At 59.4% G+C, this 23,822-nt stretch carries 18 protein-coding genes; 7 read left to right on the top strand and 11 right to left on the bottom strand.

Going from position 1 to position 23,822, the window contains the following annotated elements; genetic code table 11:
• Positions 1-147: 147 nt before the first annotated feature.
• From LAP85_16350 to LAP85_16305, 10 genes are all read right to left on the bottom strand, one after another.
• Positions 148-1,431: a hypothetical protein gene (locus LAP85_16350; GenBank protein ID MBZ5497974.1), complete on the bottom strand. Its 1,284-nt coding sequence runs from the start codon at positions 1,429-1,431 to the stop codon at positions 148-150.
• Between the two features lie 305 nt (positions 1,432-1,736).
• Positions 1,737-2,303, bottom strand: a complete 567-nt coding sequence (locus LAP85_16345) for a class I SAM-dependent methyltransferase (GenBank protein ID MBZ5497973.1) — start codon at positions 2,301-2,303, stop codon at positions 1,737-1,739.
• A 305-nt stretch (positions 2,304-2,608) separates the two neighbouring features.
• Entirely contained in the window at positions 2,609-3,766 is a 1,158-nt protein-coding gene (locus LAP85_16340; GenBank protein MBZ5497972.1) for a succinylglutamate desuccinylase/aspartoacylase family protein, read from the bottom strand.
• 7 nt (positions 3,767-3,773) lie between these two features.
• The gene (locus tag LAP85_16335; protein ID MBZ5497971.1) at positions 3,774-3,941 is read right to left on the bottom strand and encodes a hypothetical protein; all 168 of its coding nucleotides are present in this window, start codon (positions 3,939-3,941) and stop codon (positions 3,774-3,776) included.
• A gap of 38 nt (positions 3,942-3,979) precedes the next feature.
• A complete protein-coding gene (locus LAP85_16330) occupies positions 3,980-5,266 on the bottom strand; it encodes a C4-dicarboxylate ABC transporter (protein MBZ5497970.1) in 1,287 nt (428 codons plus the stop codon).
• Between the two features lie 15 nt (positions 5,267-5,281).
• On the bottom strand, positions 5,282-5,911 hold the full coding sequence (locus LAP85_16325; GenBank protein ID MBZ5497969.1) for a DUF6305 family protein: 630 nt from the start codon (positions 5,909-5,911) through the stop codon (positions 5,282-5,284).
• A gap of 332 nt (positions 5,912-6,243) precedes the next feature.
• Positions 6,244-7,296 (bottom strand): poly-gamma-glutamate system protein, encoded by a 1,053-nt coding sequence (pgsW, locus tag LAP85_16320; GenBank protein MBZ5497968.1) that lies wholly within the window; start codon positions 7,294-7,296, stop codon positions 6,244-6,246.
• Positions 7,297-7,341: 45 nt separating this feature from the next.
• The gene (pgsC, locus tag LAP85_16315; GenBank protein ID MBZ5497967.1) at positions 7,342-7,782 is read right to left on the bottom strand and encodes a poly-gamma-glutamate biosynthesis protein PgsC; all 441 of its coding nucleotides are present in this window, start codon (positions 7,780-7,782) and stop codon (positions 7,342-7,344) included.
• Positions 7,783-8,014: 232 nt separating this feature from the next.
• Positions 8,015-9,202 (bottom strand): poly-gamma-glutamate synthase PgsB, encoded by a 1,188-nt coding sequence (pgsB, locus tag LAP85_16310; protein MBZ5497966.1) that lies wholly within the window; start codon positions 9,200-9,202, stop codon positions 8,015-8,017.
• A gap of 70 nt (positions 9,203-9,272) precedes the next feature.
• On the bottom strand, positions 9,273-10,904 hold the full coding sequence (locus tag LAP85_16305; protein MBZ5497965.1) for a C69 family dipeptidase: 1,632 nt from the start codon (positions 10,902-10,904) through the stop codon (positions 9,273-9,275).
• A gap of 384 nt (positions 10,905-11,288) precedes the next feature.
• Here LAP85_16305 and LAP85_16300 point away from each other — a divergent pair, with 384 nt between their 5' ends.
• From LAP85_16300 to LAP85_16285, 4 genes are all read left to right on the top strand, one after another.
• A complete protein-coding gene (locus LAP85_16300) occupies positions 11,289-12,056 on the top strand; it encodes a DNA alkylation repair protein (GenBank protein ID MBZ5497964.1) in 768 nt (255 codons plus the stop codon).
• Between the two features lie 227 nt (positions 12,057-12,283).
• Entirely contained in the window at positions 12,284-13,513 is a 1,230-nt protein-coding gene (locus LAP85_16295) for a methyltransferase (GenBank protein ID MBZ5497963.1), read from the top strand.
• A 4-nt stretch (positions 13,514-13,517) separates the two neighbouring features.
• Complete coding sequence (locus LAP85_16290) at positions 13,518-16,916, top strand: hypothetical protein (protein MBZ5497962.1); 3,399 nt, start codon at positions 13,518-13,520, stop codon at positions 16,914-16,916.
• Positions 16,917-16,923: 7 nt separating this feature from the next.
• A complete protein-coding gene (locus tag LAP85_16285) occupies positions 16,924-17,082 on the top strand; it encodes an MFS transporter (protein MBZ5497961.1) in 159 nt (52 codons plus the stop codon).
• A gap of 421 nt (positions 17,083-17,503) precedes the next feature.
• Here the strand turns inward: LAP85_16285 and LAP85_16280 are convergent, their stop codons facing one another.
• Positions 17,504-20,185, bottom strand: coding sequence for a DUF4982 domain-containing protein (locus tag LAP85_16280; protein MBZ5497960.1), 2,682 nt, complete (start codon positions 20,183-20,185; stop codon positions 17,504-17,506).
• A 179-nt stretch (positions 20,186-20,364) separates the two neighbouring features.
• Here LAP85_16280 and LAP85_16275 point away from each other — a divergent pair, with 179 nt between their 5' ends.
• From LAP85_16275 to LAP85_16265, 3 genes are all read left to right on the top strand, one after another.
• Positions 20,365-20,526: a hypothetical protein gene (locus LAP85_16275; protein ID MBZ5497959.1), complete on the top strand. Its 162-nt coding sequence runs from the start codon at positions 20,365-20,367 to the stop codon at positions 20,524-20,526.
• A complete protein-coding gene (locus tag LAP85_16270) occupies positions 20,523-23,162 on the top strand; it encodes an ABC transporter permease (protein ID MBZ5497958.1) in 2,640 nt (879 codons plus the stop codon). The genes LAP85_16275 and LAP85_16270 overlap by 4 nt, the downstream gene beginning before the upstream one ends.
• Positions 23,163-23,489: 327 nt before the next feature.
• Positions 23,490-23,651 (top strand): hypothetical protein, encoded by a 162-nt coding sequence (locus LAP85_16265; protein ID MBZ5497957.1) that lies wholly within the window; start codon positions 23,490-23,492, stop codon positions 23,649-23,651.
• Positions 23,652-23,822 lie beyond the last annotated feature (171 nt).

The following is a 23,822-nucleotide window of genomic DNA, read 5'->3' as shown; positions in this document are numbered from 1 at the left end:
GCTCCCACCGGGAATCCTCCTTCTTTTTTGTCATGCCAATCCACAACCCGTCATCTTTCGCAGCCTGGTCCCGGAGTTGTATCAGGATTTTCAGTCCTGAATTTGCGGGGCTTTGGCGGCATTCACGGGGATTACCGTGAGCCGGTTTTAATTTTGCACAAGGGCTATTGCTGCGAAGGTTCCTCCGTTCTGGCCGCGCAGCACTATCGATCCTTTGAACTGCGATAGAGTCAGATCCTGATCCAGAAACTTCGCAATTTGCTGCCGGGGGGCGAGCGTGATGGTTGTGCTATCGTCAATTACGTTCCCGCTCTGATCTACCGCCGCCAGCTTGATAGTGATGGTTGTATCCCCGGTGTTTGAAGCTGCGTAACCGACGCGCTGTTCCTGGCTGACGTCGTAAGCCACGGGTATTGTGGCATATTGTGCCGGTTGCGAAGGGAGAACCCCGGCCGTGCTTTGCAGCGCTCCCGAGGAAGCATACTGGAAGGTGGCGACACTGTAGAGTGATCCGCCGGTGCTGTCGATTTGCGCCCATCCTGCGCGTACTGCATCATTGATGCCAAGCGATGTTGTGGTTATGAATCCTACGCCCCCCGGTGGTATCGCTATCGGGAACGCGGAGTCTGCCAAGTGCCGGCTTGCAGTGCCGGGGTTTTCTACCGTGCCGTTGACCGTGAGCGGATTGCCTTGCTGATCCGTAAGCGTGAGTGTGCCCGACACCGTGGCCGAACCAGTGTTGCCGAACGTGAATACGGTTGTGTATCCGCCCCCGACAGCGACCTGCGGGACAAAAGCCCGGGCGCCGGCCACGCCCTCAACTCTGAGGATGCGATCATTCAGTGAGTCGGAGATATAGAGGTTGCCGAAGGCATCCAGCGCAACCGCCCGAGGGTAGTTTAACTGTGCGGAGGTGGCTGGACCGCCGTCGCCGCTGAAGCCCCATCTCGAGATCCCCGCAATGGTGCTGACCACTCCGGCAGGTGTGACTTTGCGGATGCGCTCACCTTCGACCTCACCTATGTAGATATTGCCGGCGGCATCGAGCGTCAAAGCATGAGGGCTGCTAAGCATTGCGGAGGTGGCGGGGCCGCTGCCGCTCGTATCTGTTCCGCCACCCGCTGCAGTGCTGATTACTCCCGCAGGCGTGACTTTGCGGATCCGATCATTTATGGTGTCGGCTATGTAGATATTGCCGGCGGCATCCAGCGCGACACCGCGAGGGAGGCACAGTTGTGCGGAGGTCGCGGGGCCACCGTCGCCGCTGAAGCCCATGGTTCCGTTTCCCGCCACGGTGCTGATCACTCCCGCGGGCGTGGCCTTGCGGATGCGATGATTGCCATCGATGATATAGAGGCTGGCGGCGCCGTCGAACGCAACCCGAGAAGGGCAGTATAACTGCGCTGTGGATCCATTTTCCCCGATTCCCAAAAGTATTGTCCCCAGCAGTCGCCAACAGACCGGGCTCATCGTGGTGGACGCTGGTACGATGCGCCCCAGAGTTCCTTAATGTGCCACCAAAATGCATTTTTGGACGCGGAAAAACACTGACCGACGCGGAGACCGTTCGATCTTGGTCGGCGTGGGGGAGCTTCAGCCGTCCTGCGGCGCGGCAAAAGCTCCCGCCCGCGTTTATCCGCGTCCAATTTCGTTGCCTTTCACGGGCGTGCGGTTCTGCGTCATGAATAATTCAGGTTAAGGAATCGGGAAACATGGTCACGGAGGATATCCGGCCCTTATTGAGGAATTCTTTCGAAAACATATACCCCATACAAGGCAAAGAAAGGTCGAAGTTTAAAGGTCGGGACCCATCGATAGCGGAGTGCCTTAAACCCTACGGCGAATAACTCATCATCAGTCCATGTACTACGGTGTTCTTCAAAGGGATTTCCACCACAAGCACCTTGCGGATACTTAGTAATTGGGGTTGAGAGAAGAATGGCCTGCTTTGCCTGACGCATTGCAAAATCCAATATTTCTCTTCCTTGGAACTTATCAAAATGTTCGAGCACGTCCAGGAAAAGAATAATATCGAATTTTCTCTGCTCCTCTTTTATAAACTCTCGGATATCCTTCAGGGTGATCTCGTTATAAAAATCCCAACGTGAGTTCCGATATCGCTCCCAAACCTCAACTCCGGTTATCTTTATATGTGAATCTATTTTTTCTTTAATAAGCTTTCCAAAGCAACCTGCTCCCATGCCCAAGTCTAATATTTCAATCGTCCCCTTACTTATGGAAGCGATCGATTGACGAATATAATTGAGAACCGGTTTTCGATTTGACCAATCACTATACGCCATTGATACCTCCTATAACTGGCCAAACATATAAGACGGAAAGCGGCACACATAAATTCACCAATTCTCATACGGCTTTTATATTGATATTATCCAAGGGCACATATGGTGTCACCCGGTAAAGAATCCTGTCAATAAGAATGTTCTTCACCATCACAGAGACGTGACATCTTCTGCAGGGTTACCCTTACCACAGTGAAGGTCTCCGCAGGTCACTGTGTTCTGAGATAACGGAGCTTTCCGGAGGATCTTGCGAATGGTGATGCGAGAACTCTTGCGCGTACTTCGTGCGTTTCGTGGTCTAAATCTTACTCAAAGGCCATGCGTTTGGGGTCGGCCTTGGCGGGATCGTGCAGGTAGAAGCCGGTTCCTTTGGCTATGACCTCGGCGTAACGCGGCAGGTTGAGGCAGACCAACGGCCGATCCGGGTGGGCGTCAGTCCAGCTTTGCATGACGCCGAGCAGGGTTGAGGTGTGCCTGCCGACGCGGACATCGATCGGCCAACCCTTGGCATCAATGTGCTCGAAAAGCAAGCCATGCTTTCCCGCCTTGACGATGAATTCGTCCTGGCCGGTCAGCAAAAGTTCACGAGTCGTTTTCCCCCTTGTGGCATCCAGGAAGGGTTCCGGGGCCTCGACGAGCAGTGAAGCCGCCTGGGAGAAATCGCCCACCTCACGGTGAGACAGTCCGTGAAGATTCTTGGGCGAAAATTCGGTGCCGATCTTGAAGCCTTCTTCATCGCTGAGCACCATGGAGGCCATGGTCGCCAACTCCAGCCCTTTTTCGTGGGCCACGATCGTGCTTATGACGGGGTACTGCAGTTCCGCCTCGTGGAGGTCGATTACGACATCCACCTTCTCGTTCCGGATCAGCTCCATGAAGGCGTAGCAGGTTTTTTCAGTGAGCGTGCCGTCAGGCCGTCCGGGCCAGGTCCGATTGAGGTTGCGGATGTCCATATAGGCCAGGTTCTGCCGGCTCGGATAATGGATAAAGACCTCGGGATCGGGCCATTGATCCAGTGGGTTCGACCAGCGGTCGCCCATCCGGAACTTCTGTCCTCCCCATGGGGTCGGAATCGTAAAATCGGGCGGATAGGCGCCGCTGATACGGGTGACGGTCGTGGCACTGCGATTGGCGCTGAGCACGACGATCAGCCTTCCTTTTTCCATTGCCGCGTTCTCGGCAAGAATCCAGGCGACCAGCCTCCCCGCCGGTTCCTCCGGATGGGTGCCGCCCAGGACCATGATCGTAGCCCCGGGCTCCTTGCCTTCGAGGAAGTAAACATTGCAGTCGTTCGTGGTGCCGCGCACTCCCGCGAAATAGTCGCTCAGCGCCATAACTTTAGTCACGCCCGGGCCGAGCACGACCGGTTCTTTCAGATGCCGGCTTCGGTAAAAGTCGATCCCCGATGCCATGAAAAACACCAGTCCGATGACGCCAAACACAATCTTGCGGAGGTAGCTCATAAGGCTCTCACTTCAGCATGAAAAGTCGAAGCAGGAACGGGATCAGAACGACGATGTAGAGCACTTCCTTTTCCCAACTCTTCGACTTTACCAGACAATACAGAAGTACGACGGACACATAAGCCACGAGCGCGTAATAAACGATCGTGATGAGATGCGTCAGAACTCCCGACATTGCTTTGTCTCCTCAATCCGAGAAAGGCGGTGCGAGCGTCACAGACCGGTCAAAAAGGCCAGCTTGCTGCTGTACACCACCATCAGGGTCCCCATGATCATGATGATCACGGCCGGAACCGTGCAATACCTGAGAAACCGCGGGTACGAGTCCTTGTAGCCGACGACCTCCACGGTCAACCGGCCGATGATTGCCGTCGGCGGCAGAGCATCGCCGAGCGGCCAGATAATACTCATTCCGGCCAGAGCTACGATCGGATTCAAGCCGGTAGTGTTGAACAGCAGTACCAGCGGCACCCCGAGAACGGGCGCTGCCGCGTACATCAGGACCGATTCCGAGACCGGGAGCACAAGGAACAGCGTGCCAAACACCACCGCGAGCGGCAACGTCACCGCCGTCACCGCCAGCAGCCCGCGCACGCCTGTCAAGGTCATGATCTGCACCAGGATACCTGCGCAGGTAAGGGTTGCGATTAAGGGGAGCAGCTGTTCGATGGTCTGCCGCGAGATTTTGAACAGATTCAGCCTTATCGGCGAAAGCAGATACGATGCGGACGCGGCAAGCAGGAACATCATGGGGAGTCCGACAACCGGTGTCGAGAACGGCAGGCTGCGATACAGGAAAATCAGCCCCAGGAAGATCGCGAACGGCAGCAGCACCCGCAGCCAATTCATCTTTTCGGGCGGTTCAGGCAGCTCTTCGAGGGCCTTGAGGATGTCCGTTTTGGTTCCCTTCCAGCCGAGGATGAAAACAGTCAAAATTGCGCATATCACGCAAGGAATGAGCAACGGCCAAAAGAAACCGACGTAGGGCATATTGGTGCCGGCTGCCGCAAGCATCGCCCACAGGCTCACGGGGGGAGCCGCCGCACTCAAGCCCGCGATCACGAAAATGATCGCCGAGGTCCTGATCTTGGGAACGCCCATATAGTGCAAGACCGTCGCGACCATGCCGCCGACGATCAAGACCGTCACACTGCCGGCGCCCGTCAATGCGCCCGGGACGAGGAGGATGATCGAGAGGAGTATGAGTAACAGCGGCCTGTTGGTGTGAAAACGCCGGAGAATGACACGTACCACGAAGGCGACACCTCCGGACTCCTTGAGTATGCTCATGAAGAGCGTGGCCGTAATGAAGATCAGGTTGATATCGAGATAGGTGATGGCCCCCTCGGCGATGTGCCGCGTAGGAATTCCAAAACCGCCGGCCAGCGCTCCCGCAATCGCAGCCGCGAGCATCGACAGCTCGGTCGAAGGCGTAAACAGCCGTGCCAGGACGTACACCACCACCATGACGCCGAGAACTATCTCGGCATAGGAGAACATGTTCATCGCAGTCGCCTATTTTCCAAACAGGTCTTTAAGGACGTTTTCCAGGTCCATGTTCTTTTCGTACGAGATCATGGGGATGTTCTTGCCTTTGGAAATCGTCGTGAACCGGCCGTCCTCATCCCCCTCCTTTTTGACGATGAGGAGCGAGGATTGCGGGCAGACCGCGTCGATGGTGAGTTCGTCGGAATTGTCGCCGGGTGCGGCGCCCTGGGCGCGCCGCGTCATGCCTTCAATATGTGCACCGATGACTTTGATGTTCGCCTTTTTGGCCGCGGCGATCAATGCCCTGATTCTGGCGATCTCATCGTCGATGGAAACTCCGGCCGCTCCCATGCCTTTCAGGCTTGCGCCCGTCACGATGATCACAGACTTGAAAGGGGCCCCGGCCTTGGTCAGATCGGCCGCCGTCGCGTCCAGCTTGTACACGTAGTCCATCTTCAGCTTCTTGAGAAATATGTCGAATCTGGTGGGCCCCGGGCTCTGTCCGCACGAAGTAAGCAGCACGGGAAGGCCCGCCTTCTGCGCGGGTGCCGCGCCGGGAGCCGCCTTTTGCTGCGCGACCCCGGGTGCCAGCGACACAACGAGCAGAAGCAGCGATAAAGCGACGGTTGTGGCGATCAGCCTGGAATGCGTTTTCATGGATATGCTCCGTCCGTTTCTAAATGCCTGATACCGGCTCAATAGCACCTGGATGATGGCTTCACAGTAATGATCTGCGACGCCTGAATCAAGCGTTTTATAGCGGCAGGAGCCTGCCCGGATTCCACGAATTCCACGAGATCTCTCGTCCCAGACGAACACTCTGGAGCGCTCGACAGCCCGTTCCGGGCAAGCAGGACCAGCGCGATGCGCTGGCGCCTGCGGCGCGGCAAAAGCCCCTGCACGCCGACCCAGAGCGAACGGTCGGCGCCGGTCAGCGTTTTTCCGCGTCCAAAACTGCATTCTGGTCGCACATTCCTGAACTATCCGCGCTAAGGCCTTGGATGGAAAGCCAGCACGAGCAGGAGGGCAAAGTAGGCGCCCGCGACCAGCCAGAAGCTTCCTGTACGGCCGGAGCCGGGAGGATGGATCATGCCCGGTTGCGGCAACGGGATCGGGTCCCACGGAAGCCCGGCTTCCGCTACCAGGCCTTTTATGAAGAGCAGGTGGATCACCGGCACCCCGCGCGCCGACATTTCAAAAAGCACCCCGCGCTCCGATGCCGGCGGCAGCGACAGGCTCGTGTTCAGCCCCGGCCGCACATCCAGCGCCAGGCGGCTCGTCCCAAGGTTGGCGTAACCCCCGCCGCTGTTGATGAAAGCTGCGATCTTCCCCCCTGCAGCGCTCTGATAGATCCGCAGGCGCCTGGATACACTGCTCCCAAGATCCGGTTCATCGAGCAGGGGAACTCCCGCCGCTTGGATCCGTTTCACCAATCGATCCCTGACATCCGCGTCCAGATCGGACCCGACGTCCTTCTCCCCGCCGAGCGATGCAGCCGACGGCGGCACGCTGCAGATGCCTGCGCGCCGCAGGATATCGTAGATGTCGAGAAGATTGAATTCGGGGTCGGTGGCTCCATACGAAGAGGCTCCCAGCGAAAGGATGATGACAGGATGGACATCCATTGCTTTCGCGGCCGCCAGCGACGCTGCCATGAGGGCAGGGAACGATCCGGAGCTGGCGATGGCTATGCGGTCGCCGGGTCTGACGCCGGCCCGTTCCAGCAGGTAGACGATAAAGCCGGCCACGTTCGGGTTGGTGGTGGTCCTCTTGGCTTCGAGTTCTCCGACCGTGGTTGTCAGCGGCGAATACTCCGGGCCGATCAGGCCGGTTCGATTGGGATCGATGTGAAGATCGAAACCGGCACCCTTGCGCTCGCGAACGCCCCTGACGGCCAGGATCGCCTGCTTCATGATCTGGCCGGCCCCGACCACGGCATCGGCATTGCGTGGCACGGCGCCCGAAGGCAGGATCTGCGCAATCCAGAAGGCTGCCATGCTGATAATCCCGGCTATGACAATGCGTACTGTGCGGTTCATCATGCCTGTTCTTGAATGTGGAGGTTCCGGTGCGCACTCAGGTGCGCATCACCCCCAAAGCAGGCGCAGTATTTGCCCCAGGAAGTAAACCACAACCGTGACCGTTACCAGCGATGCTGTTGTTATCAAGATTCCTTGCTTCTCAAGGTTGTTGGCAATCAATCCCGGAACCACCCAGCCGATCACCCGGAACTCGAGGGAGCCGGGAAGGAGCGAGGGGAAAAACCGCAACCACAGAAGCGTCCACGCACCCGCGGTCAGTACCATGAAGACGAATCTCCTGGTTCCGAACAGGATCAGGTAATTCGATGCGAGCTTGAAGCAGAGCAGAGTCAGAAGTGCCACCATCAGCGTGCCTGCGATGCGTCCCGGAGAATGTACAAAAAGTGCGAGATAGCTGGGCACAATCACCCCGCCGGGATAGATCCCCGTTATTCCGACGAACAACAAGGTGACCAGCAAGCCCAGAAAGGATGTTTCATATTCCATGTGACTGACCGGGAAAAATCTCAACTCAGACGTTGCAGCGCACGCAGAGGGACCATTAACCTGAATTCTTCATGAAGCAGAAGCGCACGCCGACCAAGACCGAACGGTCGGCGTCGGTCGGTGTTTTTCCGCGTCCAAAACTGCATTTTGGCCGCGCATTCATGAATAATCCGGGTTGAGGAGATGAGTTGCTTTCTCCGCATGCTCCGCGTCCTCTGCGTTGATATCCTTCCTAACTCCAGCTCCCGGATTCGTAAGGCCGGCCTATGCTGGACCAATGTTCAACGAGGAGTCTGCCGGAACCCTTCATGTTGCCGAAGCCGAAAATGATCGCGGGTTCAGTGGCTTCCGCGCACACAGCTCTCATCATCTTTTCCGGAGGCCCTGCCTTCAGCACCCGCGCTTCCGGCAAACGCCGCCGAATTGCGCCGGAGTGCTCCCCGACCATGAACAACCGAAGGAACCTGCGCGAACCGCCGCCTTTCAGGACGGAAATCCATTGCAGGGTCCTCGGCAGCCGGTCGGCACGCAGGTTGAGGATGCCGATGATGTTTCCGGACGCAGCCGGGAGCATGTCCGTGACCTTGTCGAGGACCTGGAGCGTTGATTCCGGATCGTTGGCGGCAAAGGCGTTGACCAGATAAATGGTACGCTCGGGATCGGTCGGACGGTAGAGCCATACTCCCAGTCTGCCTATGTCATGCTGCGCCTTTCGTATGCCTTCGATGATGTCCTGCTGCTTGACGCCAAGGTGGGCGGCGACGGCGCAAACCAGATCGAGATTCTCCGCGAACTGGAGCCGGCCCAAGTCAGGCGCGCTCCGCAAAAGCGGTGCAGACGAACCGATTGGAACCGGAATCAGGATCGCGTTGCAGCGCCGCGCCTCTGCGCGGAACGATGCGTACTCCTCTCTTGCCGGCAGGAACACCGTCGCCCGGGCGCAGATGTCGAGGCTGAGAACGGAGGCGATCTGCTCTTCCGTCTCGCCCATGGTCTCGGTGTGGTCGCGGCGCACGTTGGTGATTGCCACCAGATTCGGCCTGAGGATCTTATGGGCTTCGACGAAGTGATTCTCGGGATGGATGCTCATCACCTCGGCCACCAGGATGTCAGCCTTCAGCCGCGCAGCCTTGTGAACCAGTTGCTTCTGCTCGAGAATCGATGGGGTCGCGCTCCGGTCCAGTTCGATCTGGCCGCCGTCGGGCAGCAGGATCACGGCCTGCGACCCGGTTGTCTTGGCTACGACACTGCGCCCGTCCTCCCTGAGGATGGAGGCCAGAAGGCGAGCCACGCTCGACTTTCCGCGCGTTCCCGTCACGGCGATGCGCAGGGGAATGCGCCGCTGGGAGCGGCTGAGAGCGATGCGCTCCCAGAGGAGGTAACACAAGAAAAGAACCAGGCATGGCAGCAGAGTGCGCATCGCAGCCGGCGGCAGGGAGGAATTTACAATTGACGATTGACGATTGAATAATCGTCAATCGTCCAAATTATCAAAAGCCCCTGGCAAACATGCCCCAGAAAGTGTCTGCAAGCTCGTTCCACTTGTCGATCGCGGCGCGCGCGAAATCGTTGCTGTAACGAGTGACGAAATCCTGGCACTTCTTGCGTCCCTGTTCGGACGGATCGCTCTTGAGCATGTCCTGCGCGATCTTTTCGATTGCCGGGAGCTCATCGAATGCCCTGGTTTCGAAGTCGGCTACCGCGCCTTCCATGATCCTCCGGGTCGTGCCCCACTTTATGGTGGCGAGCCGGTTCGCTTTCCGGAAAGCCCAGCTCGCCGAATCCTCGCGATACTTCTTCTGGGAATCGACCTCGAAACTCTTCGGCAGCGACAGCACGCCCGAGAAAATCGGGATCCTGGGGCTCTGCGCCGGATTGTCGAAGGAGAACCACGCGATCGCACCGATCTCATCAGGCAGCCAGCCGCGCACCTGGATGATCTGCGAGTAGGCGCATCCGGCTATGGCGATGGTTCGCGGGGCCTGGACCGTGCCGGGCTTGAGTGTGTTCAGCAGATTGATCAGGTCGCCGCCCATCCAGGCGCTGGCCACCGGGCTCTTCACCATCTCCGAACCGTCGGTTCCGGCGGCGGCGCCCCGGCCCGCGCGCCTGGGGACCATAAGATTCCTGGTCGCGTCCATATCGGTCCCTTCGTAGGTTTCCCGATAATATTTCATGACGTCTCTTACCGACATCTGCTTGGCCGGCTTCACGCTGAAGGGAAGCTCCTCGGCATCCCTCTTGAGGTTGAGAGACGGCGCCAGCGTACTCAGGATGTAGAACTCGCGATCCGAGAAGGGCCTTCTGCCGCTGTAAGCCTTCCAGAACTTGAAAGGCTCATCTTTTTTCCACCACCCCATCTTCTCGGCCAGCGAGAAAACGTTGTCGGATGCCATGTAGTTGTCGGGATCCTTGAGGTTGATCTCGCTGATCCTGGGTATGTTTGCGGAAACGCCGACGTGATCATCGGGGATGCGGGCCGCCGCCCAAACGGAACCGGGTTCGCCGGGCCCGCCGCCCATGATTTCGAGCTGCCAGACTTCCTTTTTGTCGGCGATGGTAATGCACTCGCCGCTGTCGCCGTAACCGTACTTTTTCACCAACTCGCCGATCAGGCGGAGCGCGTCTCTGGCCGTCGAGCACCTCTCGAGGGCGATACGCTCCAACTCCTCGATGAGGAACAGGCCGTCATCATTCTCGAGCTCCCGCCTGCCTCCGATGGTTGTCTCCCCGATTGCCAGCTGCTTTTCATTCAAGCACGGATATGCGACATTCATGAAAGCAAAGGTCTCATCGACTTCGGGGATCTCACCTTTCAGAAGCTTGCCTCTCATGTCATCGACGGTTTCAGTGTGCAAGGTGCCCCAGTAGATTTTGTTGGTCGCACCCTTCGGATGCGTCCGGTGAGGCACGATGTTCAACCAGTTCCGGTAATTCCCGTCACAGGTGTGGCAGGTGATGACCGAGCCGTCGGTAGTCGCCAGACGGCCTACCATGATGCTGGTACAGGAATCCGGACCTTCACTGTCCTGCGCCCACCCTATCGAGAACAGGCCGGTAGTGACGATGATAATCGTCAAAAACGCCAGGGTTCGCAAATCCTTGGCTTTCAGGCTTTTCATGGAGCAACTCCATTTCGAATGCCGGATCGTTCCATCCACGGTCCAGGCTTGAGGGATGCTGATATGTAGGTTTGATGATGCACGATCGCCAATCGAGCGCGCGTGCTGACCACTCGGCCGCTCGCGATTAGCAAGCTAGATTAATTGGGTTCAGGATTCAAGGAAAAAGGTGTGCAGAAGAAATCGCAGCGCCGCACAACCTCTTGATTCTGGATTTTGGGTTGCGGGTTCTGGATTGTGGATCGGCTTCGCCACGCTGGAGCGCCGCGGTCCCAGGCGACCTGTGAGAAAAGGCGGCAGCCCTTTCTCGATCGATCGCAACTGGAGCCGGCTGAGACGATTCGCAGTATAATCATCCTGCACCGCAAGACAGAGGAGACACGCGTGACACCAAAAACCAAAATTCTGGCAACTGCCGCCGCTGACATCCGGGCGTTCTGCGCGGCAAACGCCAATGCCGCGCAGGCAGCGCGTTACGCCAAATTCTTCACGGAGGGCTACGACCCGTACGGGATTACCAAAGAGGTCTGGGAAGCCAACCGTCTTCGCTTTTACGAGCAGTACCGTGACCGGCTGGGATTGTCGGATTTCCTCGACCTGGGGGACATCCTCTTTAAAAGCGGAAAATACGAAGAAGCGTCTTTCGCCATAACAACAGTCCTGCCGATGCGGGATCAGTTCACCCCAGAGACGTTTCAGCGGATCGGCGGTTGGCTCGAGTGTGGGGTGCGCAACTGGGCTCACAGCGACGTGATCTGCGGCGATCTTCTCGGCCCCTGCCTGAAGAGCCGCGTGGCAAATCTCGCCGACATGTCGGCCTGGCGCAACTCCGAGACCAAATGGAAGCGCCGGGCCGTCCCGGTCGCCATGCTGGTGTTGCTTGAGAACGGAGCGAAAACCGAGGCGTTGCTGAAGTTCGTTCGGCCGCTCATGGAGGACAAGGAGCGGGTCGTTCACCAGGGCGTGGGATGGTTCCTGCGTGAAGCATGGAAGCGCAACCCCGCGCCGGTCGAGGCTTTCCTCACGGAGTGGAAAGACACGGCTCCGCGGCTGATTTTCCAGTACGCCACCGAGAAGATGTCTGCAGCCCAGAAGGCGCGCTTCCGAAGAAGCTCCCCGGCGAAGAGGCCGGCAGCGGGCAGCCGGCGATAGGATCCAACATCCTCGAACACATGCGACAGGGATGGCTGCACGGGCGCCGGCTTTGAGATCAACCCGTCCAGAGCTGCGGGCCCGACAAATCGTCCGAGGTTCGATAACCACGTTCACGGCGTTTATTCGCGTCCACTGTCGTGGTTCCATTCGATCGCCTGTCGGTGGTACTCTCGGGCTGCAATCAGCTCCTTGGAGACGGTCCATTCTATCGCGGGCAGCAGCGCATGGATTCACGTGAGCGTGTATTGACGGCTCTGCGACACCAGGAACCGGATCGTGTGCCCATCGATTTTTCCGGCCACAGGTCCTCGGGTATTTCCGCCATCGCGTATGCGCGGCTGCGCGAATATCTGGGGCTCGCGAAACTGCCGATCCGCGTTTACGACCCGGTTCAGCAACTGGCGATCGTCGATGAGGACGTCCTTCGCTGTTTCCAGGTCGACACCATCGAGCTGGGCCGGGCGTTTGCCCTCGAGGACGAATGGTGGACAGACTGGGAGCTCCCCGACGGCACGCCTTGTCAAATGCCGGTCTGGGCCAAGCCGGAGAAAGAGAATGGCGGCTGGGCCATTAAATCCCGCAGCCGGCGCACGATTGCGCGCATGCCCGAGGGCGTGCTCTATTTCGAGCAGGCGCACTATCCCCTGGCCGAAGGCGGCGATCTAAGCAGGCTCGATGACGCGTTCCATGAATCGATGTGGACCGCGATCGCTGCGCCTCCCGGTCCGATTGCAGCGGGGCCGGAGGGAATCCGGCGCCTTGCCCAAGGCGCAAAACGGCTGCGCTCGCAGACCGAGCGCGCGATTCTCGGCCTGTTCGGCGGCAATCTCCTGGAGATCGGCCAGTTCTTCTATGGTAACGACAACTTCTTCCTGATGCTGGCCGGCAATCCCGGCCGTGCGCACGAGTTTCTGGACAGACTGGTCGAGATCCACCTGCAAAATCTGGAGCGCTTCCTCGGCGCTGTCGGCACGTCTGTCGATATCATCGTTTTCGGCGACGATCTTGGCATGCAGAGTGGTCCGCAGATATCGCCGAAAATGTACTGGGAGTTCTTTCAACCACGCGAGTGCATCCTGTGGCGGCGCGCAAAGGAAATTGCACCGCACATCAAGGTCAAGCTGCACTGTTGCGGCGGTGTGCGCCAGCTGCTCCCGGGTTTGATCGAAGCCGGGCTGGACGCCATCAATCCTGTCCAGATCAGCTGCCGGGGCATGGATCCGGCAGAACTGAAAAGAGAATTCGGCAACCGGCTTACATTCTGGGGGGGAGGCTGCGATACCCAGAATGTCCTCTTGCGCGGAACTCCCGCGCAAGTCCGCGACCACGTGCGCCGCTTGATGGACATCTGGCGTCCCGGCGGTGGTTACGTTTTCCAACAGGTACACAACATCCTCGCCCATGTACCGCCCGAGAACATCGTTGCGATGTTCGATACGGTCAAGGAGGCATGAAGCCGTGAATGAGAACTCTCGCATTCGCCGCAATCTGGTGGTCCATTCCGGACTATCCCTGATCCTGATCCTCATTCTTGCCGTTGCGCTGAAGCCCGCCCCGCGCCAGTCCGCGAGGAAACTCCTATGGGAGATCGGCAAGCAGGACCTCACATACAGCGAGTTCGCCCTCGCGTCCGGCGGCTATGCAAAGTTCCGCGACGACGGTTTTTATATCGTCGGCCGGTCCGATGCGAAGCAGGATTGGCCCTATGTGCACCCCGGGCCTGACGATTCCTGGGCCGGCGCTCGCCGGCACGCGTTTACCATTGTGTTCGCACTGCGCACGGCGCCTGCCGGCAGCGACTGCAGTCTTCGTGTGGCTCTGGTCGACACCCATCGTGGTTCGCCCCCTGCGGTTGAGGTCAGCCTCAACGGGAGCAGCTTTCAGCAGAAGCTTCCGCCCGGCGCAGGGGATGCATCCATCTCCGGGCGTCCGGAACGCGGTTCGCCTCACCGCTTCAGCCTCGATTTTCCCGCGACGCTGCTCAAGGCGGGCCAAAACGAAATTCGTATAAGCACGATTTCGGGCAGCTGGATGCTCTACGATTGGATTGGATTCGAAGTGCCCGACGGGACCGAGCTGGCGCCCCCCGATTCCACGATCTTCGCCGATGTAACAGCGTACTCCGCGCTCCAGCAACGGGACGGCCGCCTCGAGCAGGAGCTGCGCTGCACCGTGCGCCATTTCGGCGATCCAGTGCCCGCACGCATCCTCGCCAATCAGACGGCGCTCGCGCAAGCCACGCTCAAGGAGGGTGTAAACAATCTCGGAACCAGCATACCGGCCGTGGCGCATGATACCAGGCTTGTGTTGAACCTCGAGGTCGGCGGGCAGTCGTTCGCGACACGCGAAGTCGAGCTCAAACCGGTGCGCCATACGACAATCTATATCCTGCCGCATTCCCACACCGACATCGGCTACACGGAAATTCAAACCGAGATCGAAGACAAGCAAGTCAGCAATCTTCTGAAAGGAATCGCATATGCTCGCCGGACCGCGACGAATCCTCCGGGCGCGCGGTTTGTCTGGAATGTTGAGGTGCTCTGGGCCGCCGACCTCTATTTGCGGCGCCTGAGCGATGCCCAACGCAAGGAGTTCATGGAAGCGCTCAAACAGGGGCAGATTGCCCTCAACGGGATGTACCTCAATGAACTTACCGGATTGTGCCGGCCGGAGGAACTGATCCGCTTGTTCCGGTATGGCACGCGGCTCGCCGAACAGGCGGGTGTGCTGGTGGATTCCGCTATGATCTCCGACGTTCCAGGATATACGTGGGGCTTGGTGCCGGCCATGGAGCAGGCGGGGATCCGTTATTTCTCGACTGCACCCAATTATTTCGACCGCATCGGGGACATCCTTGTCCAGTGGGAAAACAAGCCGTTCTGGTGGGTTGGCCCCGACGGCCGTTCCCAGGTGCTGGCGTGGATTCCCTACAAAGGGTATGCGATGTCGCATGCCATCCCTACCCTCACGCCGGACTTTGTGCAGATGTATCAGGACCAGCTCGACAGAACGGCTTATCCCTACGACATCGCCTACATGCGCTGGAGCGGCCACGGCGACAACGCCGAACCTGATCCGGCCATCTGCGACTTTGTGAAGGATTGGAATGCAGAATACGCCTGGCCGCATTTCGTGATCAGCTCCACCAGTGAGGCGTTCCGCGCATTTGAAAAGAAATATGGCCCGCAACTCCCGCGCGTTGCCGGAGACTGGACCCCTTACTGGGAAGACGGCGCGGCCTCGAGCGCACAGGAGACGGCCATGAACCGGGCGAGTTCGGACCGGATCACGCAGGCCGAAGCGCTCTGGGCGCTGCTCAATCCCGCCAGCTATCCCGCGGCGGCGTTTGAGGAGGCATGGCGCCAGGTTCTACTTTACTCCGAGCATACGTGGGGGGCGTGGTGCAGCGTCAGCGAACCGTTCCGCCGCGAGACACGCGAACAGTGGGCGATCAAGCAGGGGTATGCCTTTACGGCGGACAATCAGACTCGGGATCTCCTTTCGCGCGCGCTTTCGCTGCCTTCGGGAGCGGCGGTCCCAGACGCGATCGACATTTTCAACACATGCTCCTGGACACGCGCAGAACTGGTGGTATTGCCGAAGTTCCTCACGGAAGGTCGGGATCGTGCAACCGACGACTCGGGAAAGCCTGTGCCGACCCAGCGTCTGCGCAGCGGCGAGCTGGCAATGTGGGCGCGCGACGTCCCGCCGCTGGCCGCGAAGCGTTACCATTTGGCTTCCGGGGCGCCGTACGCCGAGGGAAAGGTCAGCGCACAAGGGACAACTCTCGACAACGGCCTGCTGAAGGTGCGGCTCGATGATCGAACCGGCGGCATCGTCGAACTGCGCTTGACCAGCATCGATGCGAATCTCGCCGACAACGCCGACGGCCAGACCCTGAATGAATATCTCTATTTTGTGGGGGACAACGCCGCCGATGTGAAACGGAACGGGTCCGTGCGCATCCGGGTGCGGGAAACCGGTCCGCTCGTGGCATCGCTCCTGGTGCAATCGGATGCTCCGGGCTGCTCCACGCTGGTGCGCGAGGTGCGGTTGACTGCGGGCCAGGACTTCGTGGAGATCATCAATACGCTCGACAAGCAGCGGATCGCCGCTGCTGATTACCGCTCGAAAGAGGGAAAAGAGAGCCTCAATTTCGGCTTTCCTTTTGCCGTGCCCGGCGGGCAGGTGCACCTCGAGGTGCCTTTCGGCGTCATCAGGCCGGACGCGGACCAGATTCCAAGCGCCTGCAAGAACTGGTTTACGGTCGGCCGGTGGGCGGATGTGGCGAATGAAAGTTACGGCGTAACCTGGGTGACTCTGGATGCTCCGCTGGTGCAGGTCGGAGGGCTGACGGCCAACCTGCTCAACTCTCAGTCCAATCCGGATGTGTGGCGCAAAAAAGTCGGGGCGACCCAGAAGCTCTACTCGTGGGCCATGAACAATCACTGGGGTACGAACTACCGGGCTTACCAGGAAGGGCCTCATGTATTTCGATTCCTGCTGCGGCCGCACCACGATTACAACCCGGTGGAGGATTCACGCCTTGCAATCGCCGCGAGCCAGCCGCTCCTGCCTTCTGCTGCCCGCGGACCCGCGACTGCGGCGCCGCGAATGAAGATCGACTCGCCCGACGTTCTTGTGACCGGGCTGAAGCCGAGCGACGACGGCAAGGCGATCGTTGTGCGGCTCTGGGGCGGCTCCGGACGTGAGGCCAAGGCCACACTCACCTGGAGCGAACCAGCGCCCCGCAATGTGTGGGTCAGCGATACCAGCGAAAAACCAATCACGAAATTAGCCGGCCCGGTAACCGTTCCCTCCTGGGGAATCGTGACGCTCCGGGCAGAACTGAGATGATTCGCTCGTGAAACCTCAGCTGAATCTCGGCTATCTACTCCTGATCTGCCTGGTTGCCGCTTTCTGGGTATACGCGGGCTTCAGCCTGGTGAGCGCGCTGTTTGTCATGGCCTTCGTCCCTGAAACCAAAGGCCGCACCCTCGAAGAGATCGAATCCAGCTGGTGAGCCAGTCGCGCCGCTACCGCTCACAAATGACAGAAATCCCGAACCACGAAATCCTTGGCGCGGCCCCGCTTGTGAAGGATAGGCGGAACAAGCTGCCGAACCAGCAATCACGGGCTCGTCAGGATCCCGCTCGCAGCGTCTTCGCCTACTTCCGATAAGGGGCCGTTGTCAACTTCCGGGGCAAAGTCCCCTGAAATCCCGTCCCGGAGGGCATTATAACCCATAACGGCAGAAGAGGATGCCGAATTTGGGTACAGCTTCAGTATTGCCGGAATTCATGCCCTTAGCTTGACGCGCATGCCTTCCAGGGCTCTATGTGATGGCGGATCCATCCCCGGGTTCGCTGCGCTCACCCGGGGCTACTCTCCTGCCCCCCATCCGGGGGGCTTCTTGAAGCCACCCGCTCTGGGGTGGTAGCTCACTACCTCCGTCGGCTGCGGAGCGTGATCGTCGTGGCCTTGAGGCCCTCGGATTCGGTCTTTATGGTGATTGTTCCCGACTGACCCGGCTTGAACGCCACAATCGCAAGGCAGAGACCGTTGAACGCGTCGCGCTCCTTGGATTGGAAGGAATCAAAGCTGGTCGCATCGCCGTTATCCGTGGCAACGATCTCTCCCGGCCCCTCGACGGAAAGACGGATCCGGTTCTTGGAGCGCGGCACGAGCAGATTGTCCTTGTCCGTAATAGAGATGGTGACGAACGAGAGGTCCTGTCCGTCTGCCGCGATCGCGGTCCGATCCGCCTGCATCAGAAGCTTGACCGCTGGGCCAGTGGTCCTCACCACGTCACGGGCCCAGGCCTTGCCGTTTTTGTAGGCCACGGCCCTGAGCTCGCCCGGCTCATACGTCACGTCATCCCAGCGGAGGCGGTATTCGTACTGGCCCTTGGTCTTTTTGCCCAAGGACTTGCCATTAAGGAACAACTCCGCCGCGTCGCCCGAAGTATATACGTGCACGGGCGTGACCTGGCCTGCCCGCTCCGGCCAGTTCCAATGTGGCAGGATGTGGGCCATCGGCAGGTCAGGCCGCCAGCGGGCCTGATAGATGTAGAACCTGTCCTTCTTGAATCCGGCCAGGTCGAGGATCCCGAAATAGGAGCTGCGGGATGGATCATTGCGTCCGCCCCACGGTGTGGGCTCGCCCAGATAATCCCAGCCGGTCCAGACGAACTCGCCGCCTACGAACGGGAAACGATCCTGAGCGGCGAATTCAGTATCCGGCGAGGTGGCCCAGCTCGGATAGTAGAGGTCGTACGAGCTCATCTGGTGGCGGGTGACATCCTGTCCAGGGGGAGTAGCGGCATCAGCGCCTTGCGCCCTGCCGCCGGAGATCGCACCGGGAAACGCGGCGACCGGAAACGTGTAATCGCCGCGCGAGCTGATGGTGGATGCCGTCTCGGCCCCGTACACGAATACGTTCGGGAAGCTCTGGTGGAATTGAAGGTAGTTCCCGTAAGGCTGCGACTGCGAAGGACGGGAGCCCTGGTAGTTGATCCCGATGGCGTCGATCGCCGCGGCGAAAGGACTGCCGGGCCGGGCGCTGTTGCAGGCCGAGGTCGTCGGCCGCGTAGGATCCTCCTCGTGCACGATGCGCGCGAGTTCCGCCGCGATCGCGGCGCCGGGATCACCCATGCCCTGTTCGGCGACCTCGTTGCCGAGGCTCCAGAGTATAACGGATGGGTGATTGCGGTCTCGCCGGACAAGCGCGCGCATGTCCTTCTCGTGCCAATCGTCGAAGAGCAGGTTGTAGTCGTTGCGCGTCTTCGGCCGGCGCCAGGTATCGAAGGCCTCGTCCATCACGACGAATCCCATGCGATCGCACAGATCGAGCAGCTCCGGCGCCGGCGGATTGTGGCTGGTGCGGATGGCGTTGGTTCCCATCTCCTTGAGCAGATCGAGCTGCCGCTGGAGGGCTCGAAAGTTGATGACGGTGCCGAGTGCCCCGAGGTCGTGGTGATCGCAGACACCCTGAAACTTGATCTTCTCACCGTTGAGCAGGAAACCCTTTTCCGGATCAAACTGGATGGACCGGATTCCGAAGGTGGTTTCATAGGTATCGACGTTCTTGCCCGCCTGTTCCACGGCTACGACTGCGGCATAGAGGCTGGGCTTCTGCATGGTCCACAGCACACGATTCGGGATCGTAGAGGTAAGAGATGCCGTGGCACTGGCCCCGGCGGCCACCTGCAGGGTAACGGGCGAGGACGTTGCCTCGGGCTTGTCGGCTTTGCGCCCGTCAGAGGTGATCGCGTAGATTGTCGATCGCAGCTTCACGTCCGCGCCGAACTCGCCCCGGTTGTCCACGGTGACCCGCACGTTCGCGGTGGCGACTGTTTTGGCCGCATCGGGCGTGGTCACGTATACGCCCCATTGGGCCACGTGCACAGGCGAGGCTTTGATCAGCCAGACATTGCGGAATATCCCGCCTCCCGGATACCAACGGGAAGAATCCGGCGGGTTGTCCAGGCGGATGGCAATCACATTTTCTGCCCCGAACTTCACGTAGGGCGACAAATCGACCCGCCACGATGCATATCCGTACGGCCATCCGCCCACGTACTGGCCATTGAGCCAAACATTGGCGTATGCCATCGCCCCATCCACATCAAGATAAAGCTGCCGGCCCTGGTCGCCCTCCGGCACATTGAAGTGCTTGCGATACCAACCTACTCCAAACCACGGGAGCCGGCCGGTACTTCCCGAGTACTCCTGCTTGAACGGGCCTTCGATACCCCAATCATGCGGAAGGCTCAGAGGCCGCCACCCCTTGTCATCGAATTCCGGCTTTGTGTACACGACGTCGGCGCCGAGATTGCCGGCGGGCCGCTTTTTGCCGGCCACATTAGTATCCTTGGTGAAATCCGCGCCGGTAGTCGTAGCCCAATCTTTGATGTTGCTGTAGGCGAGCTTGCCGGCGGCCTCCTTCGGATCGTCCTTGGTGAACCGCCAGTCCGCATTGAAGGAGATCCGTTCTCTGGGCGCAGATTGCGTCTGTACTGCACCGGGGACCGATACCTGCCACAGGATCAGTGCCACGCCTGCCAGCAAGTAACGGCAGAAGGGGACCCTGCTCGAGAATATTGCGAACCCGAATGATCGCTTCATGGACGCTCCTTTTGATTTGGTCCGGAACGAGATCGCTGCAGCCCACGAGCCGCACACGGCCGATGTCGGGGAGGATTGTACGACGAGCCGGGCCGGACTGTCACCTTCCCGATTTCCCCTTGACATTCTACAAGTCACAGGCTACTCTGAGCGCACTTGTCGAATATCTAGGAGGGAGCATGAGCGAAGCCAGGGTTGACCTGTTGCAAGGCACGCTTGACCTCCTGATTTTGAAGACGCTCCTGAGCGGGCCGATGCACGGTTGGGGCATTTTGCAGCGTATCCAGCAGATGTCCAAAGAGCTGCCTCGTGTCCAACAAGCTTTCTCCGGAAGGAAATGACAATGCAGATAAAGGGATTCTGGATTCGATTGCGCGCATTGTTCGGTAAAAATCGAGCGGAGCGGGAGATGAGAGACGAGCTGCATTTTCACCTCGAGATGCAGATCGCGGCAAACCTGGAGCGCGGAATGAACGCCGAGCAGGCGCGCTATGCCGCGCTGCGCATGTTTGGAGGGGTCGAACAGGTCAAAGAAGAGTGCCGGGAGACTCGCGGGGTCCGGTGGCTTCACGAATCATGGCAGGACCTGCGACATGGCACCCGCACCCTGCGCAAGAATCCGGGCTTTACTATCGCCGCCGTGCTTACTCTCGCGTTGGCCATTGGCGCCAACTCCGCGATCTTCAGCGTCGTGTACGCCCATATCCTGATGCCGTTGCCCTACGCGGCGCCCGAGCGCCTGGTGGATATTTCGACGAGCTCGATACAGCGCGGCTGGTCCCGTACGCCTATATCTGCCGGAGCGTATTTCGATCTGAAGGAATTGAGCCGGACTCTGGCCGATGTTGCGGCCTATCAAGGGCTGAATCTCGTATTGACCCGGGAAAAAGAATCCCAGGCGATCGTAGGGGCCTCCACCACATGGAATATTTTTTCGACGCTGGGTGTAGCGCCGGCGCTCGGCCGGACGTTCCTTTCTGAAGAGGACCAGCCCGGAGGTCCCCCAGTCGCCGTGGTCAGTCACGGCCTCTGGCAGAAGCTATATGGAGGTGAACAGGATATCATTGGCAAGAGCCTGCCGCTCGAGGATAAGAGTTACACGATCGTGGGTGTGATGCCCCCGGATTTCAATTTTCCGTCCAAAGGCACTCAGGTGTGGCTGCCCCTGGCGCTGGGATCGAAGAGGGATAGAGGAGCGAGCAATCTCAGCTGCATCGCCCGTTTGAGCGAGAGAACAACGCTGCAGCAGGCGCGCGCGGAGATTCAAGCCATCGGGCGGCGAACAGTACCGGCGTCTTCCAAGGAAACCGGGGCCTGGAGCACCGATCTCACTCCCCTGCAGGAAAGGGATATCAAAGATCTCCGCACAGCCCTGCTTGTTCTCCTCGGGGCCGTGGGCTGCGTTCTGCTGATTGCGTGCGCCAATGTCGCCAACCTGCAGCTCGCCCGCGCGAACCTGTGTGGCAAGGATCTGGCCATCCGTGCCGCTCTGGGCGCAACCCGCCTCCGGCTCATCCGCCAACAGTTGATGGAAAGCTTCATCCTGAGCTTCGCAGGCGGCGCTCTTGGAGTTCTGGTCGCCGTTTGGATTATGAGCCTGTTGGTTGGCCTTCGGCCACCGGAGCTAAACCGGCTCGATGCGGTAGCGTTGAACCGGCCGGTGCTTGTCTTCACGCTGGCTGCCAGCTTGCTTACCGGACTGCTTTTCGGGTTGCTGCCTGCGGTGCGGGCATCGCGGCTAAGGCTGGTAGAAACGCTAAAAGAGGACGTGCGAACAGTTGCGGGCGCGCCCAGCCACCGACGACTTCGGAATTTCCTGGTGGTCGTCGAAATCGCTCTCGCCGTGATACTGCTGATAGGCGCCGGACTGATGGGGCGCAGCCTCTCGCGGCTCCTCGGAGTGGACCGTGGCTTCGACATGGATAACGTGCTGACCATGGATCTGAGCCTGCCCGCATCCAGATATTCCGATCGCCACCAGAAAATCGCCTTCTATCAGGAACTCCTGCAGAGGATGCGATCCGTGCCTGGAATCGTAGCCGCGGGAGCGACGACCGCAGTCCCCACGACTGGGGTTCAAATGGCAATTCAGCTGCAGGCAAAAGACCGCGATGAATCACAACCGATGATGATTCCATTGGACGCCGTCACCCCGGACTATTTCCGTGCCATGGGGCTTCAGCTTCTGCGCGGCCGCTCATTTACGGAAAAGGACCGGCAGGGGGCGCCCCAGGTAGTGATTATCAATGACGCGCTCGCGCAGCGGCTTTGGGGCAAGCACGACCCCATCGGCAGGAGTCTCAAACTGGCCGGAGTGTTGGCCGGAGATGCAGGCCCCTGGAGGACAGTGGTGGGAGTGCTGGCCAACTCAAAGCAGTTTGGATTGGATATGGGGGACCAGCCGCAGCTCTATTTCTCTTATGCGCAGTGGCCGATCGGATATTTGAAGCTCGTCGTTCGCACGACCACGGATCCCATGAAGATTGTACCAGCGTTGAAGAACCAGCTCTGGGAGTTGGACTCGAAAGTGCCTGTAACCGACGTTGCCGCAATGACGGACGTCGTTGCCCAATCGGTGGCGCAGAGGCGATTCAATATGTTCTTGTTGGCCGCCTTTTCAATTCTATCCTTGTTGCTGGCGACAGTGGGAGCGTACGGCGTCATTTCCGAGTCCGTGAGCCAGCGCACGCATGAAATTGGCATTCGAATGGCGCTGGGAGCGGAACGAAGCGAAATCGTAGGGATGGTTGTCGGGCAGGGTGCCCGGCTGGCATTGGTCGGGCTGGCGCTGGGTTTGGCCGGCGCCTTCGGGCTGACGCGCGTGATTGCGAGCATGTTGTTTGGCGTGACGGCCACAGACCCGGCGACATTTGCGGGTGTCGCCTTGTTGATCGCCGCGGTGTCGTTCATGGCAAGCTATGTTCCCGCCCGTCGCACAACAAAGATCGATCCCGTCGTCGCATTGCGATATGAATGACCTGGGCTCAGCACCCACCGTGGCCCTTCCGGTATGGCTGGCGGTGCATCTGCTTCGAAAAAACCGCAAAGCAAAAAGGCAAAACCTTCGGTATCGGGATCGCAACCAGTCTCTTCAGATCGAGGAAGCCGGCCTGGAATCGCCGCGCCCTAGCGCGGCCGCCTCGATGTTCCCCCGTTGCTGCCATGCCTCGCGGCAAAACCCCTCAATGGAATCATCTCCGTCGCCCCTCTGCAGAAGCCTGCCTGCAGTCTCCGATGCTAGCCGCGCTGGTGCGCGGCAATCCCAGGTCCTGTCCCGACATCGATCATCATAATCATGCCGAGCATGCCATTTTCATTCGTCACTGAGTGTGCCCCGGGCATCCGAGGCTGCTTCGAAGATCTGCCATCTGCCATCGAGGAGGTCGTAGCTGCAAAAGACCTCAATGAAGTCGAACGAGCATTCTCCGGGTTGCGGGATGTCATCGAAGCACAGCACATCTGGTGACAGGCACTTCTAACCGGCGACCTGCGATCCACTAACTCGATTTGGTTGCGCGCAAGCCCCCCGCGCAGGCGTCCGCGGGGAGTAACCCAGAGACAGTCTCAATCGCCCTGCTGTTGCCACTTGGCCGATCCGCCGTCTGGAATCACAATTGTAGCATGGGTGCTCTGTTCC

It is taken from the genome of Terriglobia bacterium, from assembly GCA_020072565.1.
In the GTDB taxonomy this organism is placed as follows: domain Bacteria; phylum Acidobacteriota; class UBA6911; order UBA6911; family UBA6911; genus JAFNAG01.
Note: the sequence above shows the minus strand (reverse complement) of the source record. Positions and strands in the feature narration are given on the sequence as shown.

Excerpts from the sequence above, each read along its gene's own strand:
- LAP85_16345 (MBZ5497973.1), bottom strand. The coding sequence starts at position 2,303 with ATGGCGTATAGTGATTGGTCAAATCGAAAACCGGTTCTCAATTATATT.
- LAP85_16340 (MBZ5497972.1), bottom strand. The coding sequence starts at position 3,766 with ATGAGCTACCTCCGCAAGATTGTGTTTGGCGTCATCGGACTGGTGTTT.
- LAP85_16335 (MBZ5497971.1), bottom strand. The coding sequence starts at position 3,941 with ATGTCGGGAGTTCTGACGCATCTCATCACGATCGTTTATTACGCGCTC.
- LAP85_16330 (MBZ5497970.1), bottom strand. The coding sequence starts at position 5,266 with ATGTTCTCCTATGCCGAGATAGTTCTCGGCGTCATGGTGGTGGTGTAC.
- LAP85_16325 (MBZ5497969.1), bottom strand. The coding sequence starts at position 5,911 with ATGAAAACGCATTCCAGGCTGATCGCCACAACCGTCGCTTTATCGCTG.
- pgsW (MBZ5497968.1), bottom strand. The coding sequence starts at position 7,296 with ATGATGAACCGCACAGTACGCATTGTCATAGCCGGGATTATCAGCATG.
- pgsC (MBZ5497967.1), bottom strand. The coding sequence starts at position 7,782 with ATGGAATATGAAACATCCTTTCTGGGCTTGCTGGTCACCTTGTTGTTC.
- pgsB (MBZ5497966.1), bottom strand. The coding sequence starts at position 9,202 with ATGCGCACTCTGCTGCCATGCCTGGTTCTTTTCTTGTGTTACCTCCTC.
- LAP85_16305 (MBZ5497965.1), bottom strand. The coding sequence starts at position 10,904 with ATGAAAAGCCTGAAAGCCAAGGATTTGCGAACCCTGGCGTTTTTGACG.
- LAP85_16295 (MBZ5497963.1), top strand. The coding sequence starts at position 12,284 with ATGGATTCACGTGAGCGTGTATTGACGGCTCTGCGACACCAGGAACCG.
- LAP85_16280 (MBZ5497960.1), bottom strand. The coding sequence starts at position 20,185 with ATGAAGCGATCATTCGGGTTCGCAATATTCTCGAGCAGGGTCCCCTTC.
- LAP85_16275 (MBZ5497959.1), top strand. The coding sequence starts at position 20,365 with ATGAGCGAAGCCAGGGTTGACCTGTTGCAAGGCACGCTTGACCTCCTG.
- LAP85_16270 (MBZ5497958.1), top strand. The coding sequence starts at position 20,523 with ATGACAATGCAGATAAAGGGATTCTGGATTCGATTGCGCGCATTGTTC.
- LAP85_16265 (MBZ5497957.1), top strand. The coding sequence starts at position 23,490 with ATGCCATTTTCATTCGTCACTGAGTGTGCCCCGGGCATCCGAGGCTGC.